Genomic DNA, 18,827 nt, shown 5'->3' on the forward strand with positions numbered 1-18,827 from the left:
GGTTTGTAATATGAAAACTATAATGATTTCTATGCTATTTCTATTGCCACTAGCTTTACATGCAAAAAATACGGACGAAAATATTAAGAGTTTAAAAGACGCATTTCAAAATGAGTATGTGTATTTAACCTCTCAAAAAGCGGTTTTGTTAAAACAAAAAGAGCAATTAAATAAAAAACTAAATTTAGATATTTCTTCTATAAAAAGTGAAATCATAAAAATGCAAAAAAACTTAGTATGGTTAAGTGCTGAAAATGATGAGAAACAAGAGTATTTATCGAATTTAGAAAGTAAGAAAAGAAATTTGCAAAAAAGATATTCGTCACTAGAGAACTTATATAAAAAATCTAATAAAACATTAAAAGAATTGAGTGCAAGATTAAATTTTAGAAGTTTGGATATGCAAACGGAAATTATTGTACCTAATGATGTCAGCATTGACGATTTTGCAGATATTATCACTCAGGCACAAAGCTTATTGCGATCCTCGTTTCAAGCGCAAACATTTGCGGCAGCTTTTTTTAATGATGATCAGCTTGTAAATGGTACCATTACTAGAGTGGGACTGTCAGTCGCCATAGGCGAAGTGGATGGTGAGCATTATGCTTTAGGACCAGATGGTTTTGGAATGTTAAAAACTTTAGAATTAACAGATGATATGGCGACTAAGTCTGGTATGAATCTGTTTGTATTTGAGGGCCTAAATAAAGTGGCCAAGGTCAAAAAAAATGCTGGTGTACTAGAATTCATAGCTGACTTAAGCCCTATTCTTTTTTTGGGTATGTTACTACTGATGGTTTTAGGACTGTTTATGGCAATGATGAGGATTTGATGTTGTTAAGGTTAAAAACAATAATTGCGAAATGTGTTTTTATTACGTTTACGACAGGTACACTTGTAGTAATTTTGGCTACATTATTGGCGTTAAACCCGTCAGAGATTTTTAAAGAAGAGACAAAAGACATCAGACCTCCAGTCATTCAGGTGAATGTGCCACCCACTCCTGTTGAACAGGTTGCTAAAGAACAAAACATTGAGATGAATAATGCGCTACTTGCCAGTTTGGCTCCTGATTCTTTTGCGCCACAAGATTATGGTGCGGGCGTATCTTTTTCTGGTGCAGGAGGACCTGGTGTAGGTGGAAGTGGTGGTTTTGGAACCGACATGTCTCAGCTTGTACAGGAAAGAGCTGAAATGAATAGACCCCCAGGAGTGATGTTAAAAGGACAGTTAGAGTATCCGCTTGAAGCTCGACAGAAAAATATTTCTGGTTATGTGATATTAAAAATATTGATTTCAGAAAACGGTGTTGTGCAAAACGTAGAGGTTGAAGAAAGTCAGCCTCGAGGGATATTTGATCGTGCGGCAATACAGTCGGTAAAAAGTTGGAGATTTGAACCAGCAATGATTAAAGGAAAATTTGCTGCGGCATGGACGTCGCAAAAAATTAGATTTGAGTTGAATTAAGGAAACGTAACTGTATGTACCATTTTTTAAAGTTAATCATCGGGGTTTTATTTTTACATGTCAGTGCCTACGGCTTTGTGAAAGATCCAGCCTATGATGAGTATGAGGGCTATGAACTGGTAGATATGCTCATAGAGGATAAAAGGCACGACTTGGCTCTGCTGGAGCTGCAAAAATCCACAATACAAGCTCAAAATCCTCAGCGGTATTTATTGTTACAAGGAAAATGGTATTTTTCTCAAAATCAATGGGAGAGTGCTATTGGGTACTTCAAACAATTGTCCTCGCAAGCGAGCCTTAAGTATTTGGGGAGGTCCTATTTTCAGATGAAGAATTACTCTCTATGTTTAGACGCCTACAATAAAGCTTCACACAACGCTATCTCGGGGCTTAACTCATCTAGGGCGGATTTGATTCAAGATGACGGGACACAACATGTTTGGATATCTTCATGGGCTTATGAAGATGTTTTGATGTATTCAGAATGTGCATATCAAGTCCAGAATTATGAAAAAAGCTTTGCAATGTTAAACTTAGCAATTGAGGCGACCCCAGTATTTGAACTGGCAAAGGCAAGGGTGGAGTTATTATTAAAACTCGGCCTATATCGACAAGCTTTGGGCGCCTCACAAAAGTGGTTGGAAGAGAATCTTTCTACAGTGACAGAGTGTCTAAGCTTAATAGAACAATTTTATAAAAAGAGTCTAATGGATGAAACCCTGATGTTATTGGAGATGAGCCGAGTTCGTTTCCCGCAGGATTTAGATATCAATTTGACATTTTCGCAGATTTTATTTCAAAAACGCCTGTTGCTTTCAGCTGAAGAAGGGTTTGCTCGCGCGGCCTTAACGGATCGGCAGTACTTTTACCATGCAGCTGAGATCAATCGGCAAATTAAAAAATATCAACGTGCCCAATTTCTAAATAGTTTTATCGGTGAAGAAACAGAGAGGTTAAAGCAGAGGGTGGCCACTTATGTAGACATGAATAAGTATTCGTTACTAGCCTCGTTAGAGCCCACAATATCACGTTCCGATTTGATTAAAGATGATGAGGTTAAATATGCCTTGGCCTATTCATTGATCAGCGTGGGGCAAGTGGAAGAACCTCTGGGATACCTTGTCGCCATTGAAAAACCAGAGCTTTTGGAAAAGTCGATCCTGCTGAGAAAGACCTTGTCTGAAAGTCATAGTAAAGAGCAGAAGTCGAGTTTTTGATTTTGCTGCTTATGGTTATGGCTCTAAAGTAAATTGTTCTGCAATAAAGCTTTTCAAGGCTTTGGTTTTTAGGGTAGATTAGCCTCGTCAACTTAACTGTTATGGGGGAATTATGAGTCAGCCTTTAAGCCTGTTTTCTGAAGATGAAGTGGCCTTCCGTGAAGCCATTGCCGATTTTGCACAAAATGAAATCAAACCCATTGTAAACAGAATGGATCATGAGGCCAAAATGGACCCTGATCTGGTAAAAAAATGCTTTGAGATGGGCCTTATGGGAATTGAATCTCCTGAAAATTACGGGGGCTTAGGTTCAAGCTTTACCGCCGCCTGTATTGCCGTCGAAGAGTTAGGTAAAGTGGACGGCTCGGTGAGTGTTCTGGTGGACGTGCAAAACACTTTAGTGACCAATGCGCTGTTAAAATGGGGAAGTGACTCGATTAAAGAAAAGTATTTGCCCAAAATGGCGACAGAGTGGGTGGGGTCTTATGCTCTGAGTGAAAGCTCCTCAGGTTCTGATGCCTTTGCTTTAAAGTTAAGAGCGGAAGACAAGGGTGATAAGTATATCCTTAATGGCAATAAACTCTGGATCACCAGTGCTAATGAGGCCAAGGTGTTTATCGTTTTTGCTAACGTGGACCCTAGCCAAGGTTATAAAGGGATCACCGCTTTTGTGGTGGAGCGTGACTTTCCTGGATTTAGCGTAGGTAAAAAAGAAGAGAAGTTGGGCATTCGTGCTAGCTCTACTTGCGAGTTGCTTTTTGAAAATTGTGAAGTGCCTAAAGCCAATATCCTAGGTGAAGTGGGTAAGGGTTATAAAGTGGCCATTGAAACTTTAAACGAGGGTCGTATTGGTATTGGTGCTCAGATGATTGGGATTGCTCAAGGGGCTTACGAGGCAGCAAAATCTTATGTGCAGACTCGTGAGCAGTTTGGAAAGTCCATCTCTAGTTTTCAAGGGGTACAGTTTCAATTAGCAGAAATGCGCACACAGATCGAGGCGGCTAAACTTTTAGTTTACAATGCAGCTCGCTTAAAAGATGCAGGTCAGCCTTTTGTTAAAGAAGCTGCCATTGCTAAGCTTTTCTCGTCTCGTGCGGCTGAAAAAGTGGCATCTATGGCAGTTGATCTTTTTGGTGGGAATGGTTTTACTTCTGAGTATCCCGCTGAAAAGTTTTATCGCGACGCTAAAATTGGGCAAATTTATGAGGGGACGTCTAATATGCAATTGCAAACCATTGCAAAGTTAGAACTTTCATAAGTGAAGTGTCATGGATTTAGTTGAAGTTGGTTCTAAGATCAGTTTATTTTTCATCCCATTCTTGTTTGCAATCTGTTTTCATGAATGGGCCCATGCTTTGGTGGCTCGCCTTAAGGGGGACCCTACGGCTGAAATGATGGGGAGACTGACCCTCAATCCACTTCCCCATATTGATCCTTTGGGTACGGTGGTGTTTCCGATGTTAGCCATTTTGTCAGGTGGATTTTTCTTTTTTGGTTGGGCCAAGCCTGTGCCTGTCAGCGTGAGGAACTTAAAACAGCCCTCTAAAGACATGTTTTGGATTGCCATTGCGGGGCCTTTGTCTAATCTGTTTTTAGCTGTGGTTGCAGCTTTTCTTTTAGGGGCTAATGCGCGGTTTAACCCCTTTCCTGATTATGCGGACGCCATCATGAAGATTCTGCAATTTTTTATCATCATAAATCTGTCTTTGATGGTCTTTAATTTTATCCCCATTCATCCTTTGGATGGAGGTAAAATTTTGGCGCGATTTTTACCCTCATCAGCTAATGAATGGTTGGAAAATAATAGCTCCACTTTGGGTGTAGCCCTTTTAGCTTTAATTATTTTGGATGGCCTAACGGGTCGCGGGTCTACTCTTATTGGGGCTCCCGTGCGATTTTTATATGAAAATTTGGTGGGTGCGGTCGGTTACTTTTTTACCTTTGTCATTTAGGTCCGATTGCATAATTGTTCGGCGCGTTAGTGGGCTGAAAAAACTACCTTTTTTAATCTTGATCTTTGATCTTTGCCGAGGTCCTTGGTTCAATAATCACTGTAGAGAGGTGGAGTGAGTGGCAGCAGGTGTAACAGTACATCTTCATCATTTTGAGGGTCCTTTAGGTCTTCTTTTGTATTTGATTCGCAAAGAAGAGATGGACATCATGAACATCAATATTGGTCAAATCACAGACCAGTATCTGACCTATATTCGCAACATGGGCAGTTTGGATTTAGAAAACGCGGGCGAGTTTGTGGCAATGGCCGCGACTCTGATTCATATCAAGTCTAAAATGCTTTTGCCTCACTATTCTGAAGACGAAGACGAACCCGCAGAAGACCCGCGTAAAGAACTCGTACAAAAACTCTTGGACTATCAAATTTATAAAGAGGCCTCTCAAGATCTTTATGGTCGCCCTCTCTTAGGACGTGATGTGTGGATCAAAGGGGCTAAAGAGCCTTTGCCAGAAGCTCCCGATGATTTGATTGAAGTGGATGAAAACCCTCTTTTTTCCATGATTCTAAGTTATAGAAAAGTCGTCAAACGAGTGAAGAAGGCGGTCCATCGTGTGGCGGGTCGTATGCAGTCGGTGGCTTCACGAATCTTAGAGATCAAAGAGTATCTAAAGCCAGGAAGTTGGATGAGCTTTTTTGAATTGATGGACGTCACACGCCAAGAGTTGCAAGCACAAAAAGAACGTCGGGCTCAAGCCGAAAAAAATGGCGAAACATTGGCAGAAGAGTACGAGTATATTGCTGATGGCCCAGAGAAGACCAAACTTTTAATCACATTCTTGTCTTTGCTAGAATTAGGAAAGATTGGTTTTGTGAGACTTTTTCAGTCTGAAACCTATGGCGACATCCATGTCGAGACTTTACAGTCCGTAGAAAAAGATGTGATTTCACAAGTGGAAGAGTACGAAGTTTTAGACACAGAAGACAGTGCCAATCAGCTTTTTGCGAAGAGCATGGCCGAAGAGCAAGTGGATATGAATTTTGAAGAGCCCACTGCGGACCTTTTGCAAGAGACTTCAGAAGCCTCCCTGCAAGGGGCACTGGACTTAGATGATCTTAATGACTCTTCTAAAGAGTTTAACGATTTCGATTCAGATACAGAAGACCTCTCTGAACAGAGCGAGCGCAGTGAACTGGCATTTGAGGCCGACAAGAATGCGGCGCTTGAAGAAGGATTCATTGAAGAAGCCGCTACAGACGAAGAGATCGAGGATGAAGAACGTAAATTAGGTTTAGAGATTTAATCAGAGCGTGAGTGATAAAGACAAAATCGCACAGGGAAAGAAAGCATGAGTAAAAAGAACAAAAAGGCTAAAAATAAAAAAACTCAGAACAAAGAGATCAATGCCGTTCAGGGCGAATCTTCTGCTCTTGATTTTGAGGGCGTGGAGTTCAGTGTAGAAGCTGGGGACCCACTTTTAGCTCTCTCTGATGGGACGGCCGATACAGAGAAAAAAGCAAACCTGTGGGATGCTGCTGAGGATATTGATGACAATAATATCTCTGAAGAGGCGGCCAATGCAGAAGCTAAAGCACAGACTGCAGACGACGTAAATCTAGAAATGGAGTTAGGAGCTCAGGACGAGTTTGAACTGGAAACGGCTTTTGAGGAACAAGAAGAAGTTTCAGATGAAGACAGCATGGCGGTTTTAGCAGAAGAAGAAAACGAAGATGAGCCTGTGGCTGAAGTGAATGAAAATGGGGAAGTTTTAGAGCTTGTACAGTTGACAGATGACGAAGCCGTGTCAGTGATTGAGTCTTTGTTGTTCATTTCTGATCGACCAGTGGGAATGACCACGTTTAAAAATGCTTTTGTGGGCACAAATGTGACCACCAAAAAGATCAAGACCTTGATTGCTGAACTGCAAGGGGATTTAGCCCAAACTCGTCGTGGGGTGAGTTTAGAAGAGGTCGATGGGGCCTTTCAACTGCGCACAAAAGTGGACAATCAAATCTATATTAAAAAGATCATCAAAGCACGTGTGTTTAAACTTACGGGACCGTCTTTAGAAACTTTAGCTGTAATTGCCTATAAACAACCTTGCATTAAAGCCGATGTGGATGAAGTGCGTGGGGTTGAGTCGGGACACCTGGTGCGTGCACTTATGGATAAAGGACTTGTGGCCTTTGCAGGCAAGAGCGACCTACCTGGCAAGCCTATGTTTTATAAGACCACACGTAAATTTTTAGAAATTTTTGGCCTGCGCAATATCAACGAGCTTCCTACATTAAAAGAAATGGAAGAACTCCTTCCTGAAGGCATTGGCGAAGAAGAGGAAAAAGAAACCCTAAGTGATTTAACAGGAAAGTTATCTGAAAATTACGAAGGCAACTATTCTGTGGCTGAAGATGAATTAGGTAAAATCACTGAACAGCTCGCGGGAATTTCTACGAACACCGAATTTTTTGAAGAAGAAAAGCGTAAACAAAAAGAAAAGCAAGATCGTGAACGTGCGGAAGCCTTACAAGAAGCTGTCGCCCTCGGTGATGAGGTCGATCCTAAAGATTTAAAATGGCTTGAAAAGTACGAAGCGAAATTGGCAGCAGAACTAGAACAAGCCGAAGCCAGTGCCGCACAAGCAGACGTCAGTCACGATCCAATTCTAGATGACGTGTCACAAGTGGCAGGCAGCAAAGAGAATGAAGAGCCTGCTGCAGCCGTCGACGTGGAATCAGCATCTTTCGACAGTGCTACAGAGGATTCGACTTTAGAAGATCTTGCGTTTGCCACTTATGAAGATGAAACTTTGACTGAGGAGCTAGAAGAGTCTGAGGAGTCAGATCCTTTGGATTTGTTATAAGGAATGTCGGTTAAAAAGGCGGGAGAGTTTTTCATTTGTACTTTGATTGCTGTCCACATGGCCACGATCTTTATCATCTCTATTCCTAATACCATCTTTTATCACAAGCTGCCGAAATTTATTTTGGATTACACTAATCAAATGGGTCTAAGAAACTCGTGGAATATGTTTGCGCCTGATCCTGCGCCTGAGCAAAAGATTGAGCTGCAATACTTTACCAATCTTAAAAGTCCACCAGAAATCGTCATCGAACAGCCCGAAGGGACATTGTATAGTCTTTCTAGAATTCGACGTTTTTATGTTTACAATTATTTTTTAGCTTCAGATGAGAGAATCTTTAAAGAGCTTGAACCCGTAGCGTGCAGAAACAAAACAGGGGGATATTGGACTCTAAAAACTTGGGCTAAACTAGATCGCCAAAACTACATGTTGACCCGTGATATGATGCTGGATTGTAGCAGTGAGGACAGTGGCAGTGTTCAAAAATAGATGTATCTTCTGTCATCCTAAACTTAAAGCCCTCTTAAGCGCAGCTTGGGGACTAAAGTTTTTATTTCCTTTTAAAGAGCTTAATGCTTTGCAAACCTATGCCCGAGGCTTTGGGGCTCTGACTTTTGTGTACAGTCTTTTTAGAATTAAGGACTGGGACATTTTGTATGGCTCACACACCTTTGTGCCCAGAGACTTCGCGCTGTCTTACTTTCCTGAGGCCGTCAGACCTTGGGTGTACATCTTCCCCGAATCTCAATGGGGAGCCATAGTGATGTACGTTCTGATGACGCTGATCCTTTTGGCTTCAGCCTTTAGGCCTTTGCCTGTGCTTGTCAAAGCCGTGGCTTGGTTTTTACATCTGATGTTCTTTCATCGCAATTTACCAGGAATATACGGTGGCGATCTTATTTTAAATGCTTTTTATTTTTACTATGTTTTTAGCGAAACCAAAAATCAGAACATTTATAAGATGCTGCTGGCCTCAGCCCAGTTGCAATTGATTGTGGTGTACTTTGTCTCAGCTCTGGCCAAGCTGACAGGAAAAACTTGGATTGAAGGTTCAGCTATTGGACTGGTGATGCAGAATGAACAGATGGTGATCTGGAGTTTTGATCTGCTCTCTTTGTCACCTATGGTGAGTGCAATTTTGAGTTGGTGGGTTCTATTTTTTGAACTTGGAGCCCCTTTTGGTTTTACTGGGCGTAAAACCAAACCCTACTGGATTTGGACAGGGATTGGGATGCACTTTTTTATTGCGTGCTTTATGGGGCTTTGGTTTTTCTCTTCAAAAATGCTTTTGGCCTATGTGCTGTTCCGACCCAAAGAGTGGCCGAAGTCTTACTCTTCTTCCGCACCATCAAGTCCGATGGCCTCTACGGGGCACCCTTCAAGGGCCTCTTGACAACGCTCTAACTCTTCTTCGTTTTCGGGCTGTTTCATGACAAAAGCGTGATCATAATCTTCGGTGATTTGAAAATTGTCGGGGGCCGTCGTGTAGCATGCGTCGCAGGCAATGCAAGAGCGATCGACATAGAACTTCCCTTTGGCGTTTTCATCGTATTTGTCATTTTTGTCGGCCATAATAAGGAATTCCCACAGACCGCAGCACTTGGCAAAGCATTTTTCTAAATGTAAATTCTATGAAAAAATGCTAAGTATTTGAAATTATTTGAAATAAGTTTTAAAACTGAGCTTTTAGCGTAAGGATAAACTATGGCTCTGAAGTTTGAAGATGAAGTGGCTCGCCGTCGCACGTTTGCGATCATCTCCCACCCCGATGCAGGTAAAACCACCATCACCGAAAAGATTCTTTATAATGGACGAGTCATTCGTGAAGCAGGTGAGGTGCGTGGTAAAAAAGGAACAAAGGCCGCCACTTCTGATTGGATGACTTTAGAGCAAGAGCGTGGAGTTTCCATCACCTCTAGTGTGATGAACTTTGATTTTGAGGGGTTGCGTATCAATCTTTTGGATACCCCAGGCCATAAAGATTTTGGTGAGGACACTTATCGTACTTTGCATGCTGCTGACTGTGCGGCGATGCTTATTGATGCGGCCAAGGGTGTGGAAACCCAGACACAAAAATTATATGAAGTGGCCCGCCGTCGTAAGATGCCGATTTTTACTTTTGCCAACAAGATGGACCGAGAAGGCAAAGACCCGTTGGACTTGATTGATGACGTGGAAAAGACTTTAGGGATGTCTTGCTTTCCAGTGACTTGGCCTATTGGTATGGGGTCTTTATTTAAAGGTCTGTATCACCGTTTGGATCATAAACTTTACTTGTACACCAAAGGGGAAGAGCTTCCTGAAATCATTGATGTCACAGGTTGGGATGATCCCGTGATTAAAGATAAGGTGGGCGAGGAACTTTACCAATCTTTTGCTGAAACCATTGAACTTTTAGAGGGAGCCTTAGAACCTTTTTCTCACGACGCCTTTTTAAAGGGTGAGATCAGTCCCATGACGTTTGGAAGTGCGAAGTACAATTGGGGAGTGGATGTGTTCTTGCGTTTATTTTGCGAGCAGGCCCCCGCCCCCATCAGTCGAATGACCACAACAGGAGAGTTAGACCCACAAAATAAACAGTTTTCAGGTTTTGTGTTTAAAATCCAAGCCAATATGGACAGAAAACACCGCGACCGTGTGGCTTTCATTCGGGTATGTAGCGGCAAGTTTGAACGAGGCATGAAGGTGTTTCATACTCGTTTAGAACGTGAAATTCGTTTATCTTATGCCAACCAATTTATGGCCCAGGAGCGAGAAACCGTAGATGAGGCTTTTAGCGGGGACATTGTCGGCGTGACTGACACAGGGAACTTTCAAATTGGGGATACGGTAACTTCGGGCAAAGACTTTAAATTTATGCCGATCCCGCGTTTTGCTCCAGAAATTTTTGGTCGTCTGAATGTCAAAGACCCTTTAAAGCGTCGTAAAATGCACGAAGCCATCCAGCATCTTGTAGAAGAGGGACTGATCCAGTTTTTTTATCATCCTTCTATCGGTCGACAAGATGCGATCTTGGGTGTGGTTGGGGAGCTGCAATTTGAAGTGCTTCTTTATCGTTTAGAAGATGAGTACGGGTTGGATGTGAAACTTGAGCGTTTGCCCTATGAGCTGGCGCGGTGGGTGTTTGATTCTGAAGGGCAATTTTACCGTGAAGCCCCTAAAGGTGTGGATGATTTATATCTGGATAATTTTGAAAACCCCGTTGTGCTTTTGCAAAATGAATGGGATTTAAAATGGCTAGAACGAGACAACCCAGATCTAAGGTTTTCGCTTTCAGCCCTTTTAAGCTAAATGGGAGTTTTAGCTGCACTGCGGTTGTTTTTTTCAGGAAGACCAAGGTTTAATTAAGGGTATGAAAACAACACCTAAAATCCATCTTAATTTTATCCGCATGAATCCTTTAAAAACTTTGGCTTTTGTAATGGGTGCCGCACTTTGTGTGAGCTCTTGTCAGATGACCACTCCTAAAAAAGCTAAAAACGTCGAAGAGATGCCCACATTTTCTATCAGCTCAGGTCAAAGTGATCCTCGTAGATGTAATGTGGCTGGTGAGATGGCAAACTGTAACGTGTATTGGACTGTGGAGTCTGGTGTGCTCACTCATAGACAAGTGTGTGCCGAAGATAAGGCCAAGTACACGCCATTGATGTTCAACGCGATGGCGAAGTCTTTAAAAGAAGCCTGTCAGCTTAAGATCAGATATGTGCGTATGACTTCAAAGGATGATGTGCAATCCGAACAGCGACTTGCTCGAATGATGACTCAGTCTAAAACTTGGAAGTCTTACAGCAAAGCCCCTCAGGCGAAACGTAAAAAACTATCCGATGCCTTTGTTACTAAAGTGGTGGATCACAAACAACTTTTTTCAGATGTCACTAAGGCTTTGAACTCAGTAGGCTATGAGTTCAAACTGGCAAAAGTAGATGTTGTAGAGCTAAGCCCTCTTACACAAAGTCGTCATTTCAATTCACTTCGTACAGTGGGTGCTTCTCAGTCTTTCTTGGTGCCGCAAAATCTTCGTTTAGTTTGGGTGGACTCTAAGTATCGCCCTCGTCCAGTGCGTAGAAAGCCCACAGCAACTCCAAGAACTTCGGGTCAAATTCCTACACAGAATGAAATCCCGACAGTTTTACCAGATAAGGTGTTAAACTAAAGAGTCAGAGAAGCCCTCTCGTTGTCAGTGACGGAGGGATATCTTCTTTTGCCATATATGTGGTTAAATACTCGGGGAGTCTGTGCTTAGGAACGGATGTCCCTAAGGGTGCTAATGTATGCTTCTAACTTAGCTTTGGAATCTGAATAAGAGATTTTTTGTTTAGTCTCTTATTGCAGGTTTATTGTTCCATTTATGTTGCTTTTGACCCCGACTTTTGTCCTAAGGTGAGGCGAGGACTGTCTCAAAATGTACTGGTGCTTGTTCCTTTTTGATCCATCGGATGCGCTGTAAACTAAATTCGATTTTAGTCCTGCTTTATGCGGTCTAAAAATGTAAAAACTTAATGATACCAAAGGCTTTCACCGATAGAATAATGTGGTGTTTTAAAGATGGGACGTATTTTGTTGACCCAAATTTCATTTAAAAAAAAGGACCTTTTTATGAACGTAAAAAGTTTAGGACTTGGGATATTATTTTTAAGTTTAGCGGGATGTGGTGGCTTTAGCGCAAGTAAAGTGGGAGCCCTGATTTCCATCGTAGCGCCCATGTACACCAATCAAACTTCTGTTGAAGTCCATGGAAAATGTGATCCTCGAAAAGAAGAACCTGTCACCCTTTCAGGTAACTTTGCAACATCGCCATTAGATGCTCTTTGTGAAGACAAAGCTTATACAGCAACGATTCCTTTACACGAAGAAGAGACCACTGTGGTTGTAGATCAAGCTGGAGCTTCAGCCCAAGCCACCATCATTTTTGATAACGTGCCACCAGAAGTGCATGTGACCTTTCCTGTTCCAAGTGGAGTGATTGGAAGTAACGTTTATGTTTCAGGAACTTGTGAGTCGGGTTTGCCTGTTGAACTTTCTGGTGACATGAACCGATCTGTGACCACACCCTGTACGGACGGACAGTTCATTGCTAACGTGGTGATGAACTTAGAACCTGCTGAAGGTTCACGCTCTTTAACTGCGACCCAAGTCGACCTTGCTACAAACGTGGGAACTGTCGACGCCACTTACACTTTTGATAACACAATTCCTAGTAATCCGTCTCTTACACTCACTGTGACCAATCCTTACACCGCGGCCAATCCTGTGATCTCAACAGATACATCTCCTTCACTAGCGGGAAGTGTTGTGGGTGCGGATAACGGAAGAGTTCACGTTTATGAAGTTTCTAATTGTTCAGGCATTCCTAAAACCAGCATCACAGTTCCTGTGGGAGGAGCCTTAAGCACTATACTAAGTTATGCCAGTGATGGTTCAGATGATGGCATTCACAGGTACTATGCTAGAGCTTTGGGAGCAAACGGTGTAGCAAGCCCCAATAATTGTTTAAACACCAATCAGTCCTATCGTTTGGACACTCAACCACCAAATGTCACATTGACTTCTCATGCCAATGGAGCACGGGTTAGAGCGGGAGTGCAGCAGACTTTTCGTGGAGCGTGTGAAACAGGACTTCCTGTCACTTTAAAAGTAGGCAGTGAAACCTTTACTTTAAATTGTTCTGGTCGCTCTTACAGTCGTTCTATGAATATGCCTAATGAATTCGGACCACTTACGATCACTTATTCTCAAACAGATTTTGTTGGTAACAGTTATACTGGCAGCACTACTATTGAAATCACTGAAAAGCCAGACAACACTCCGCCTGAATTGAACTTTATTAACCTGTCTGCGGGCGATCAGTTAGTCAAAGGCCAGCTGTTCGGACTGACGGGCTTATGTGATCCTGATCTTCCTTTACAGGTATCGGGGAATGCTCTTGCAAGTCCTGTAAATGTAACTTGTAGTTCTGCGGGTGTATTCATGGCTAACGTTACTATCACCCAAAACACAGGTAACAATTTAACAGTGGAAGCTCGACAGACCGATCTTTCTGGTAACCAAGGCAGATACTCAGTTAGAATTCGTGTGGTCAATCCAGAACCTGGCAATGGCCCTTACATCACCATTGCGTCTCCGTTAGCCAGTTCGAATTATGGTGTGGGTGCTCCTATTGTGATCAGTGGGGTATGTACTGCTAATCTTTCAGTGTCTATCACGGGGATGGCTTTAGCTACGGAATACACGACACCATGTACGGGTGCAGGGACTTACAGTGTGACAGCCAGTGTGGCGGCACAACCAGGAGAAGGGCTTTTGATTATCGCTTCTCAAAATGATGGTGTGTACACTGGAGATTATTCCACACCTATTAACATTCTGACAGCACCGACTCATCCTTCACCTCCACCAGTTAAATTGATGTCACCAGTAGATGGTACGAACTACAATATAAGCAGTCAGATCTTAGTGGCGGGAACTTGTGCTTATGGTTTACCAGTTAATATTTCGGGTGCAGCACTCACTGCGACCACTCAAGCCACATGTACAAGTGCAGGAACCTTCTTTGAAATCTTACAAGTGATTTCGACACCACAAAGTCATGCAGGAGTTGTAGTCACGCAAGTCAATAATTTTGGTGAAGTAGGAATGGACTTGGCCAATTTAAATATTGTAGAGAACACCGAAGACGTAAATCCACCTAACCTGACCATTTCTGCTCCGTCTAATGATAGCAGTCACGAAGCATCTAGTGTGATCACCGTCAGTGGGGCCTGTGAAAATGGCTCTGATGTGAATATTATGGGAGCGGCGTTGTCGGGATTTCATACGGCAACATGTACGGCGGGAAATTATTCCGCTTTAGTTCCTACAACTTCTGTTGGTGGAAACTCTTTAAGTGTGATTGCGGCTCAAGGCGATGCGGCGGGGAACTTTAAAGTGGCCAGTCGAAATATTCGTATCACTGTGCCGTCTGACAATACAGCTCCTGATGTAAAGATCACCTTTCCTACTGATGGACTAGTGATCAATAGAAACAGTTATGTGGTCGTGACAGGAACCTGCGAAGGGGGATTGAACGTGGCCATTACGGGTACAGCACTGGCCTCTGGGGGCAATGTCGATTGTCAACTGAGCGGAACTTTCAGTAAAGTGCTTTCGATTTCCAATGTGGCAGCTGTCAACCGCACGATTGTGGCCACCCAAAAAGATGCGTCTAATAATACAGGGCAATCCACTGTGACTGTAGATGTGGGATTTAATCCAGATATTATTGCGCCTAATGTGACGATTTCCAATCCTGCGGCAAACTCTGAGCATCAAAACGGCAGAGTGATCACTATCAGCGGAAGCTGTCAAAGCGGTATACCTGTTTTTGTAACAGGGTCAGCACTTGCTGATAGTGCGGTGGCTAATTGCAGCAGTGGGTCTTACACGACAGGTGTGATGGCTTCAAGTTCTGGTGGTGATGATCTGGATATCATTGCTTACCAAATAGATGAGAGTGGCAATGTGGGTGTGGCTCAAAGAACAGTAAATGTTTATGTTGTGCCTAACCCTAATCCTCCTAGCTTGACTGTAGACTTTCCGATTGCAAATGAAACTTATGGCCGTGGAGGGATCATTGTTGTGGCTGGGCAATGTATTCCAGGTTATCAGGTTTCTATTTCAGGGAATGCTTTAGCCAGAAGCAGTAGGGTCTCTTGTCCTTCTGGTGGAAGTTATAGCTTGATCACAAATTTAAGAAACTCCGCAGCTACCAATGCCACGATTATGGCGACCCAAAGAGACAACTTCTGGCGTCTCTATTCGGCTTTTGTGCGAGTCAATGTGTCTTCTCAACCGCCACCACCAGCTCCTGAGATCAGCATTGTAAACCCTGCACCTTCTGCAGTGATTGATGCTGGGGCAAATATTCCTATTCAAGGTGTGTGTGTGACAGGGGGATCGGCCGTTTATATCTTGGGATCTGCAATAGGAAAAACGATCACCACAGCTTGTAACGCGAACTCTTTTTCTATCAACACAAATGTAGTGCCTTATACACAACTGAATTCAAGTTTGATTGCGATTCAGATCAATTCAGGTGCGTTGTCTTATGCTTCTAATGTGGTGCATGTACAGCGTCCTCCAGTGCCTGTGCCACCAGTGGTGTCCTTTACAACACCTGCGAACAATTCAACGATTGTACAGGGAACAAAAGTGACGGTGACAGGAAGCTGTTCTACAGGACTGGCTGTGGACCTTTATGGAACAGCTATCACTTCTTCTATTTCAACAGGATGTCTAGCTAACGGAACATTCAGCACACAGGTTACAATCACTACGGCAATAGGTGCTAAAACCTTGACTGCAAGACAGGTTAACATTGCGGGACAGGTGGGTACGGCCTCTAGAAACTTTAATATTATTGAAACTCCAGCCTTGGATATTTCATCACCACTTGCTGGTTCTTCTTTCATTCGTGGAGTGGGTATTACAGTAGATGGCGACTGTCGACCTGGGGTGACCGTAGAGATCACTGGGAATGCGGTTCTAGGAAACCCCACAACGGGTTGTGGAGTTGATGGTCGCTTTGGTTCCAGTGTGAATTTGGTGAATGTCGTAGCAAATAATTTAAATGTAACAGTGAGACAGAACGTGGCTCCAGGGTATATTGCGACGGACTCAGTTAAGATTAACACCGTAGCTATTCCAGTGAATCCACAAGTGACCATTTCTGATCCTGAAGATAACTCGTCTCATCAATCGGGTTCTGCGGTGCAAATCACAGGAACTTGTACAGCGGGATACAACGTCACCGTATCGGGTACGGGACTGGCAAACCCTGTCACCACACCTTGTACGAATGAGGGCACTTATGTCGCTAATGCCTTTGTGGTGACCTTGCCTGAACCTGAGCCACCAGATCCAGAAGACCCAGAAGAACCTGGTGAAGAGGAAGAAGAAGAGGAACAAAACTTAATCGTTCGTGCGGAACAGAACATTTCAGGAAATATAGGTTTCCGTGAGATCACCGTAATGATTTCTACAAATTCTTCTTATTCTCATTGTGGAAGTAATGTGATGAAAGACTGTTCTATTGATGGTCGTGGTAAAGAGAGTAACCCTTATCTGATTGGGACTTACTCATGCTTGGATAACATTCGTGTTTTAAGCAATAGAAAATGTCATTACCGCTTAAGCAAAAACATCACAGCACCTAGTAACAGTAACTGGGAGCCTTTGGGAACTTACATCAAACCGTTTACGGGCAGTATTGATGGTGCTGGTCGAAAAATTATTGGTTTAAAGATCAACCGCCAAGATACTACAGATGTTGGACTTATTGGTGCCGCTGATGGGGCTACAATCAAGAACCTCACTTTAGAAAATGTGGACGTAAGAGGTAAGCAGTATGTGGGTGCTGTTGTTGGATACGGTGAAGACGGTACAACGATAGATAACGTCCATCTTCGAGGTAAGATTACTGTAAGAGGAAGTGCGAGCAACTCTGTAGGTGTGCGTGCAGGAGGTATTGCAGGATTCTTAGAGGGGTCGATGCGAAACTGTACCATCAATGGTGAAGGAAGTGCGCAGTCAGGCCAAGATGATGAAGTCACAGAGATCAAAGTCTCAGGAATGATCAACACTAGATACAATGGTGAAGAAGGCCATCGTGTGGGTGGTTTTGTCGGAGACATGATCGGGAATATGAGTAACAACAAGGCCCAAAACGCCGCCATTCGAATGGATGTGAGTGGGTATATTTATATTTACGAAAACGACTACGGTAAAGCGGGACACAGAGTGGGTGGTATTGTCGGCCGACTTAACGCCACAAGCTCGGCTATGAGTAACAACTATGTCTTTACTGAAAACTCTTTTGAGCCAGGAATTGTGGCCCCCATTGTTGTAGGGGACATTTATGTGGAGCGCTCTGAAAGAGGACTCAATGGACACAGGGTCGGAGGTCTGATTGGTGAGTCGGGTGCAGGTGTGATTGATAAATCTTCTATTCAAGGGATCAACACCACAAATGTGGCGGGGAGCTTTTGGGGAACGGTGGATGATAACACTCACAGAAATACGGGACATACAGTCGGATTTATTTTAGGCAGTAATATTAACGCTAGTCTGGTAATGGATAAAGTTTACTTAGAGTTACCACAAGATCTTGAAGATCCACCTATTGACCCTGTCACTGGTAAACCGATCTACGATATACCTGAGCTAGCCATGAGAGTGGTGGGGGACAATGGAGTGCATGATGTGGGTGGTCTGATTGGTGAGACCATTGTGGCTCCTCTGTTCTCGAATATTCATGTGCAGTCTGCGGCTATGAAAGTGGAATCTATCAGTAATAGAGGAAACCATGTGGGAGGACTGATTGGGTCTGTTTATGCCAACAGTTATAGTGGAAGTTCATCTTCTCGATTTGGTATGAGCATCGCCTATATTTCAGGTTTAAATTCTCAGATCATTGCTCGTTGTAATGGGACTCTTTGTGCGGGAAACAAGATTGGTGGAGCCATTGGGCGTATGGCCTACACTCGAAACCCATCTGGCAGTGATAAATCTAAAGGCTTTGATATGATTGGTGTGGCTGTGGATGGTTACGCGACCATCTCATCTTACGGAACCCATGGGGAACACTATGTGGGTGGACTGATTGGACAGATGATTGAGCCCCATGCCTTAAGCAACACGTCAAATATGTCCAGACTTCGTAGATCCTTTGTCTCTGAGATGGCTACTTTGAACTCCACAGCTCCTAATACCATTATGGGTGGGTTGATTGGTGAGTATCAACGTCGGGATAATAACGAGTACACTGGTGGAGGAAGTTCATTGCAGTATTCATTCCTTGTAGAGAACACTCACTCGCATGCGGCCTATGTCTTACCGCAGACAGCGGCAAGCACATCAGCGCTAGGTTTTATTATGGGTCGTTGTAACATGGGGAATGTGAATCGCGGTGGACAGGTAGTATATCTTAGAAGATCCTATGGCGCACCGGTAGATGGAATTGATATTCCAGAGGATATGGTCAACTTGTCTGGAGTGATAGGGGTTTCCACAGGAACCAATCAAGGGCCAGCGAAGTGTCACATTCAAGATACAAGGTATGGGCATGCCAGTGGTATCCCTGCTCAAGCTTGCTTGGGGTGCGGTGCTTCGGGGAGTAATAATGGATTGACCGAAACTCAACTTCGAAACCGAGCGCTCTTCCCAATGACTTGGTCATTTAATAATGATACCCCTCCGCCTGCTGAGCTCATATGGACTATGGATCCTATCCCGTTCTTGATTGTTGATCCTGATTTAGACATCAACGATCCGCCAGAAGATGAGGGCTAAAAAGTC

Annotated in this window: 13 protein-coding genes; 12 read left to right on the forward strand and 1 reads right to left on the reverse strand. The window is 43.3% G+C overall.

What is annotated here, in order from left to right; all coding sequences use genetic code 11:
* Positions 1–10 precede the first annotated feature (10 nt).
* The 9 genes from M9899_07245 to M9899_07285 all read left to right on the forward strand — a co-directional run bounded on the left by M9899_07245 (position 11) and on the right by M9899_07285 (position 8,889).
* Positions 11–832 (forward strand): hypothetical protein, encoded by an 822-nt coding sequence (locus M9899_07245; protein ID MCO5113954.1) that lies wholly within the window; start codon positions 11–13, stop codon positions 830–832.
* A 74-nt stretch (positions 833–906) separates the two neighbouring features.
* A complete protein-coding gene (locus tag M9899_07250) occupies positions 907–1,467 on the forward strand; it encodes a TonB family protein (GenBank protein MCO5113955.1) in 561 nt (186 codons plus the stop codon).
* Between the two features lie 14 nt (positions 1,468–1,481).
* Positions 1,482–2,684, forward strand: a complete 1,203-nt coding sequence (locus tag M9899_07255; GenBank protein ID MCO5113956.1) for a hypothetical protein — start codon at positions 1,482–1,484, stop codon at positions 2,682–2,684.
* A gap of 112 nt (positions 2,685–2,796) precedes the next feature.
* Positions 2,797–3,942 (forward strand): acyl-CoA dehydrogenase, encoded by a 1,146-nt coding sequence (locus M9899_07260; protein ID MCO5113957.1) that lies wholly within the window; start codon positions 2,797–2,799, stop codon positions 3,940–3,942.
* Positions 3,943–3,952: 10 nt separating this feature from the next.
* Positions 3,953–4,636, forward strand: a complete 684-nt coding sequence (locus tag M9899_07265; protein MCO5113958.1) for a site-2 protease family protein — start codon at positions 3,953–3,955, stop codon at positions 4,634–4,636.
* 118 nt (positions 4,637–4,754) lie between these two features.
* Positions 4,755–5,939 carry a segregation/condensation protein A gene (locus M9899_07270; protein MCO5113959.1) on the forward strand — a complete coding sequence of 395 codons (1,185 nt, stop codon included), beginning with the start codon at positions 4,755–4,757 and terminating at the stop codon, positions 5,937–5,939.
* Positions 5,940–5,984: 45 nt separating this feature from the next.
* Positions 5,985–7,496 carry an SMC-Scp complex subunit ScpB gene (gene scpB / locus M9899_07275; GenBank protein MCO5113960.1) on the forward strand — a complete coding sequence of 504 codons (1,512 nt, stop codon included), beginning with the start codon at positions 5,985–5,987 and terminating at the stop codon, positions 7,494–7,496.
* A 3-nt stretch (positions 7,497–7,499) separates the two neighbouring features.
* Positions 7,500–7,985 (forward strand): hypothetical protein, encoded by a 486-nt coding sequence (locus tag M9899_07280; protein MCO5113961.1) that lies wholly within the window; start codon positions 7,500–7,502, stop codon positions 7,983–7,985.
* Positions 7,966–8,889, forward strand: coding sequence for an HTTM domain-containing protein (locus tag M9899_07285; protein ID MCO5113962.1), 924 nt, complete (start codon positions 7,966–7,968; stop codon positions 8,887–8,889). The genes M9899_07280 and M9899_07285 overlap by 20 nt, the downstream gene beginning before the upstream one ends.
* On the opposite strand, the gene M9899_07290 is transcribed toward M9899_07285, so the two are convergent.
* On the reverse strand, positions 8,826–9,068 hold the full coding sequence (locus M9899_07290) for a ferredoxin (protein MCO5113963.1): 243 nt from the start codon (positions 9,066–9,068) through the stop codon (positions 8,826–8,828). The two genes, M9899_07285 and M9899_07290, sit on opposite strands and share 64 nt — an antisense overlap.
* Positions 9,069–9,200: 132 nt before the next feature.
* Here M9899_07290 and M9899_07295 point away from each other — a divergent pair, with 132 nt between their 5' ends.
* From M9899_07295 to M9899_07305, 3 genes are all read left to right on the forward strand, one after another.
* Positions 9,201–10,787 (forward strand): peptide chain release factor 3, encoded by a 1,587-nt coding sequence (locus M9899_07295; GenBank protein MCO5113964.1) that lies wholly within the window; start codon positions 9,201–9,203, stop codon positions 10,785–10,787.
* Between the two features lie 61 nt (positions 10,788–10,848).
* Complete coding sequence (locus tag M9899_07300; GenBank protein ID MCO5113965.1) at positions 10,849–11,649, forward strand: hypothetical protein; 801 nt, start codon at positions 10,849–10,851, stop codon at positions 11,647–11,649.
* A 443-nt stretch (positions 11,650–12,092) separates the two neighbouring features.
* Positions 12,093–18,821 carry a hypothetical protein gene (locus M9899_07305; protein ID MCO5113966.1) on the forward strand — a complete coding sequence of 2,243 codons (6,729 nt, stop codon included), beginning with the start codon at positions 12,093–12,095 and terminating at the stop codon, positions 18,819–18,821.
* The last annotated feature ends 6 nt before the right edge of the window (positions 18,822–18,827 follow it).

It is taken from the genome of Pseudobdellovibrionaceae bacterium (genome assembly GCA_023954155.1).
Classification (GTDB): domain Bacteria; phylum Bdellovibrionota; class Bdellovibrionia; order Bdellovibrionales; family UBA1609; genus JAMLIO01.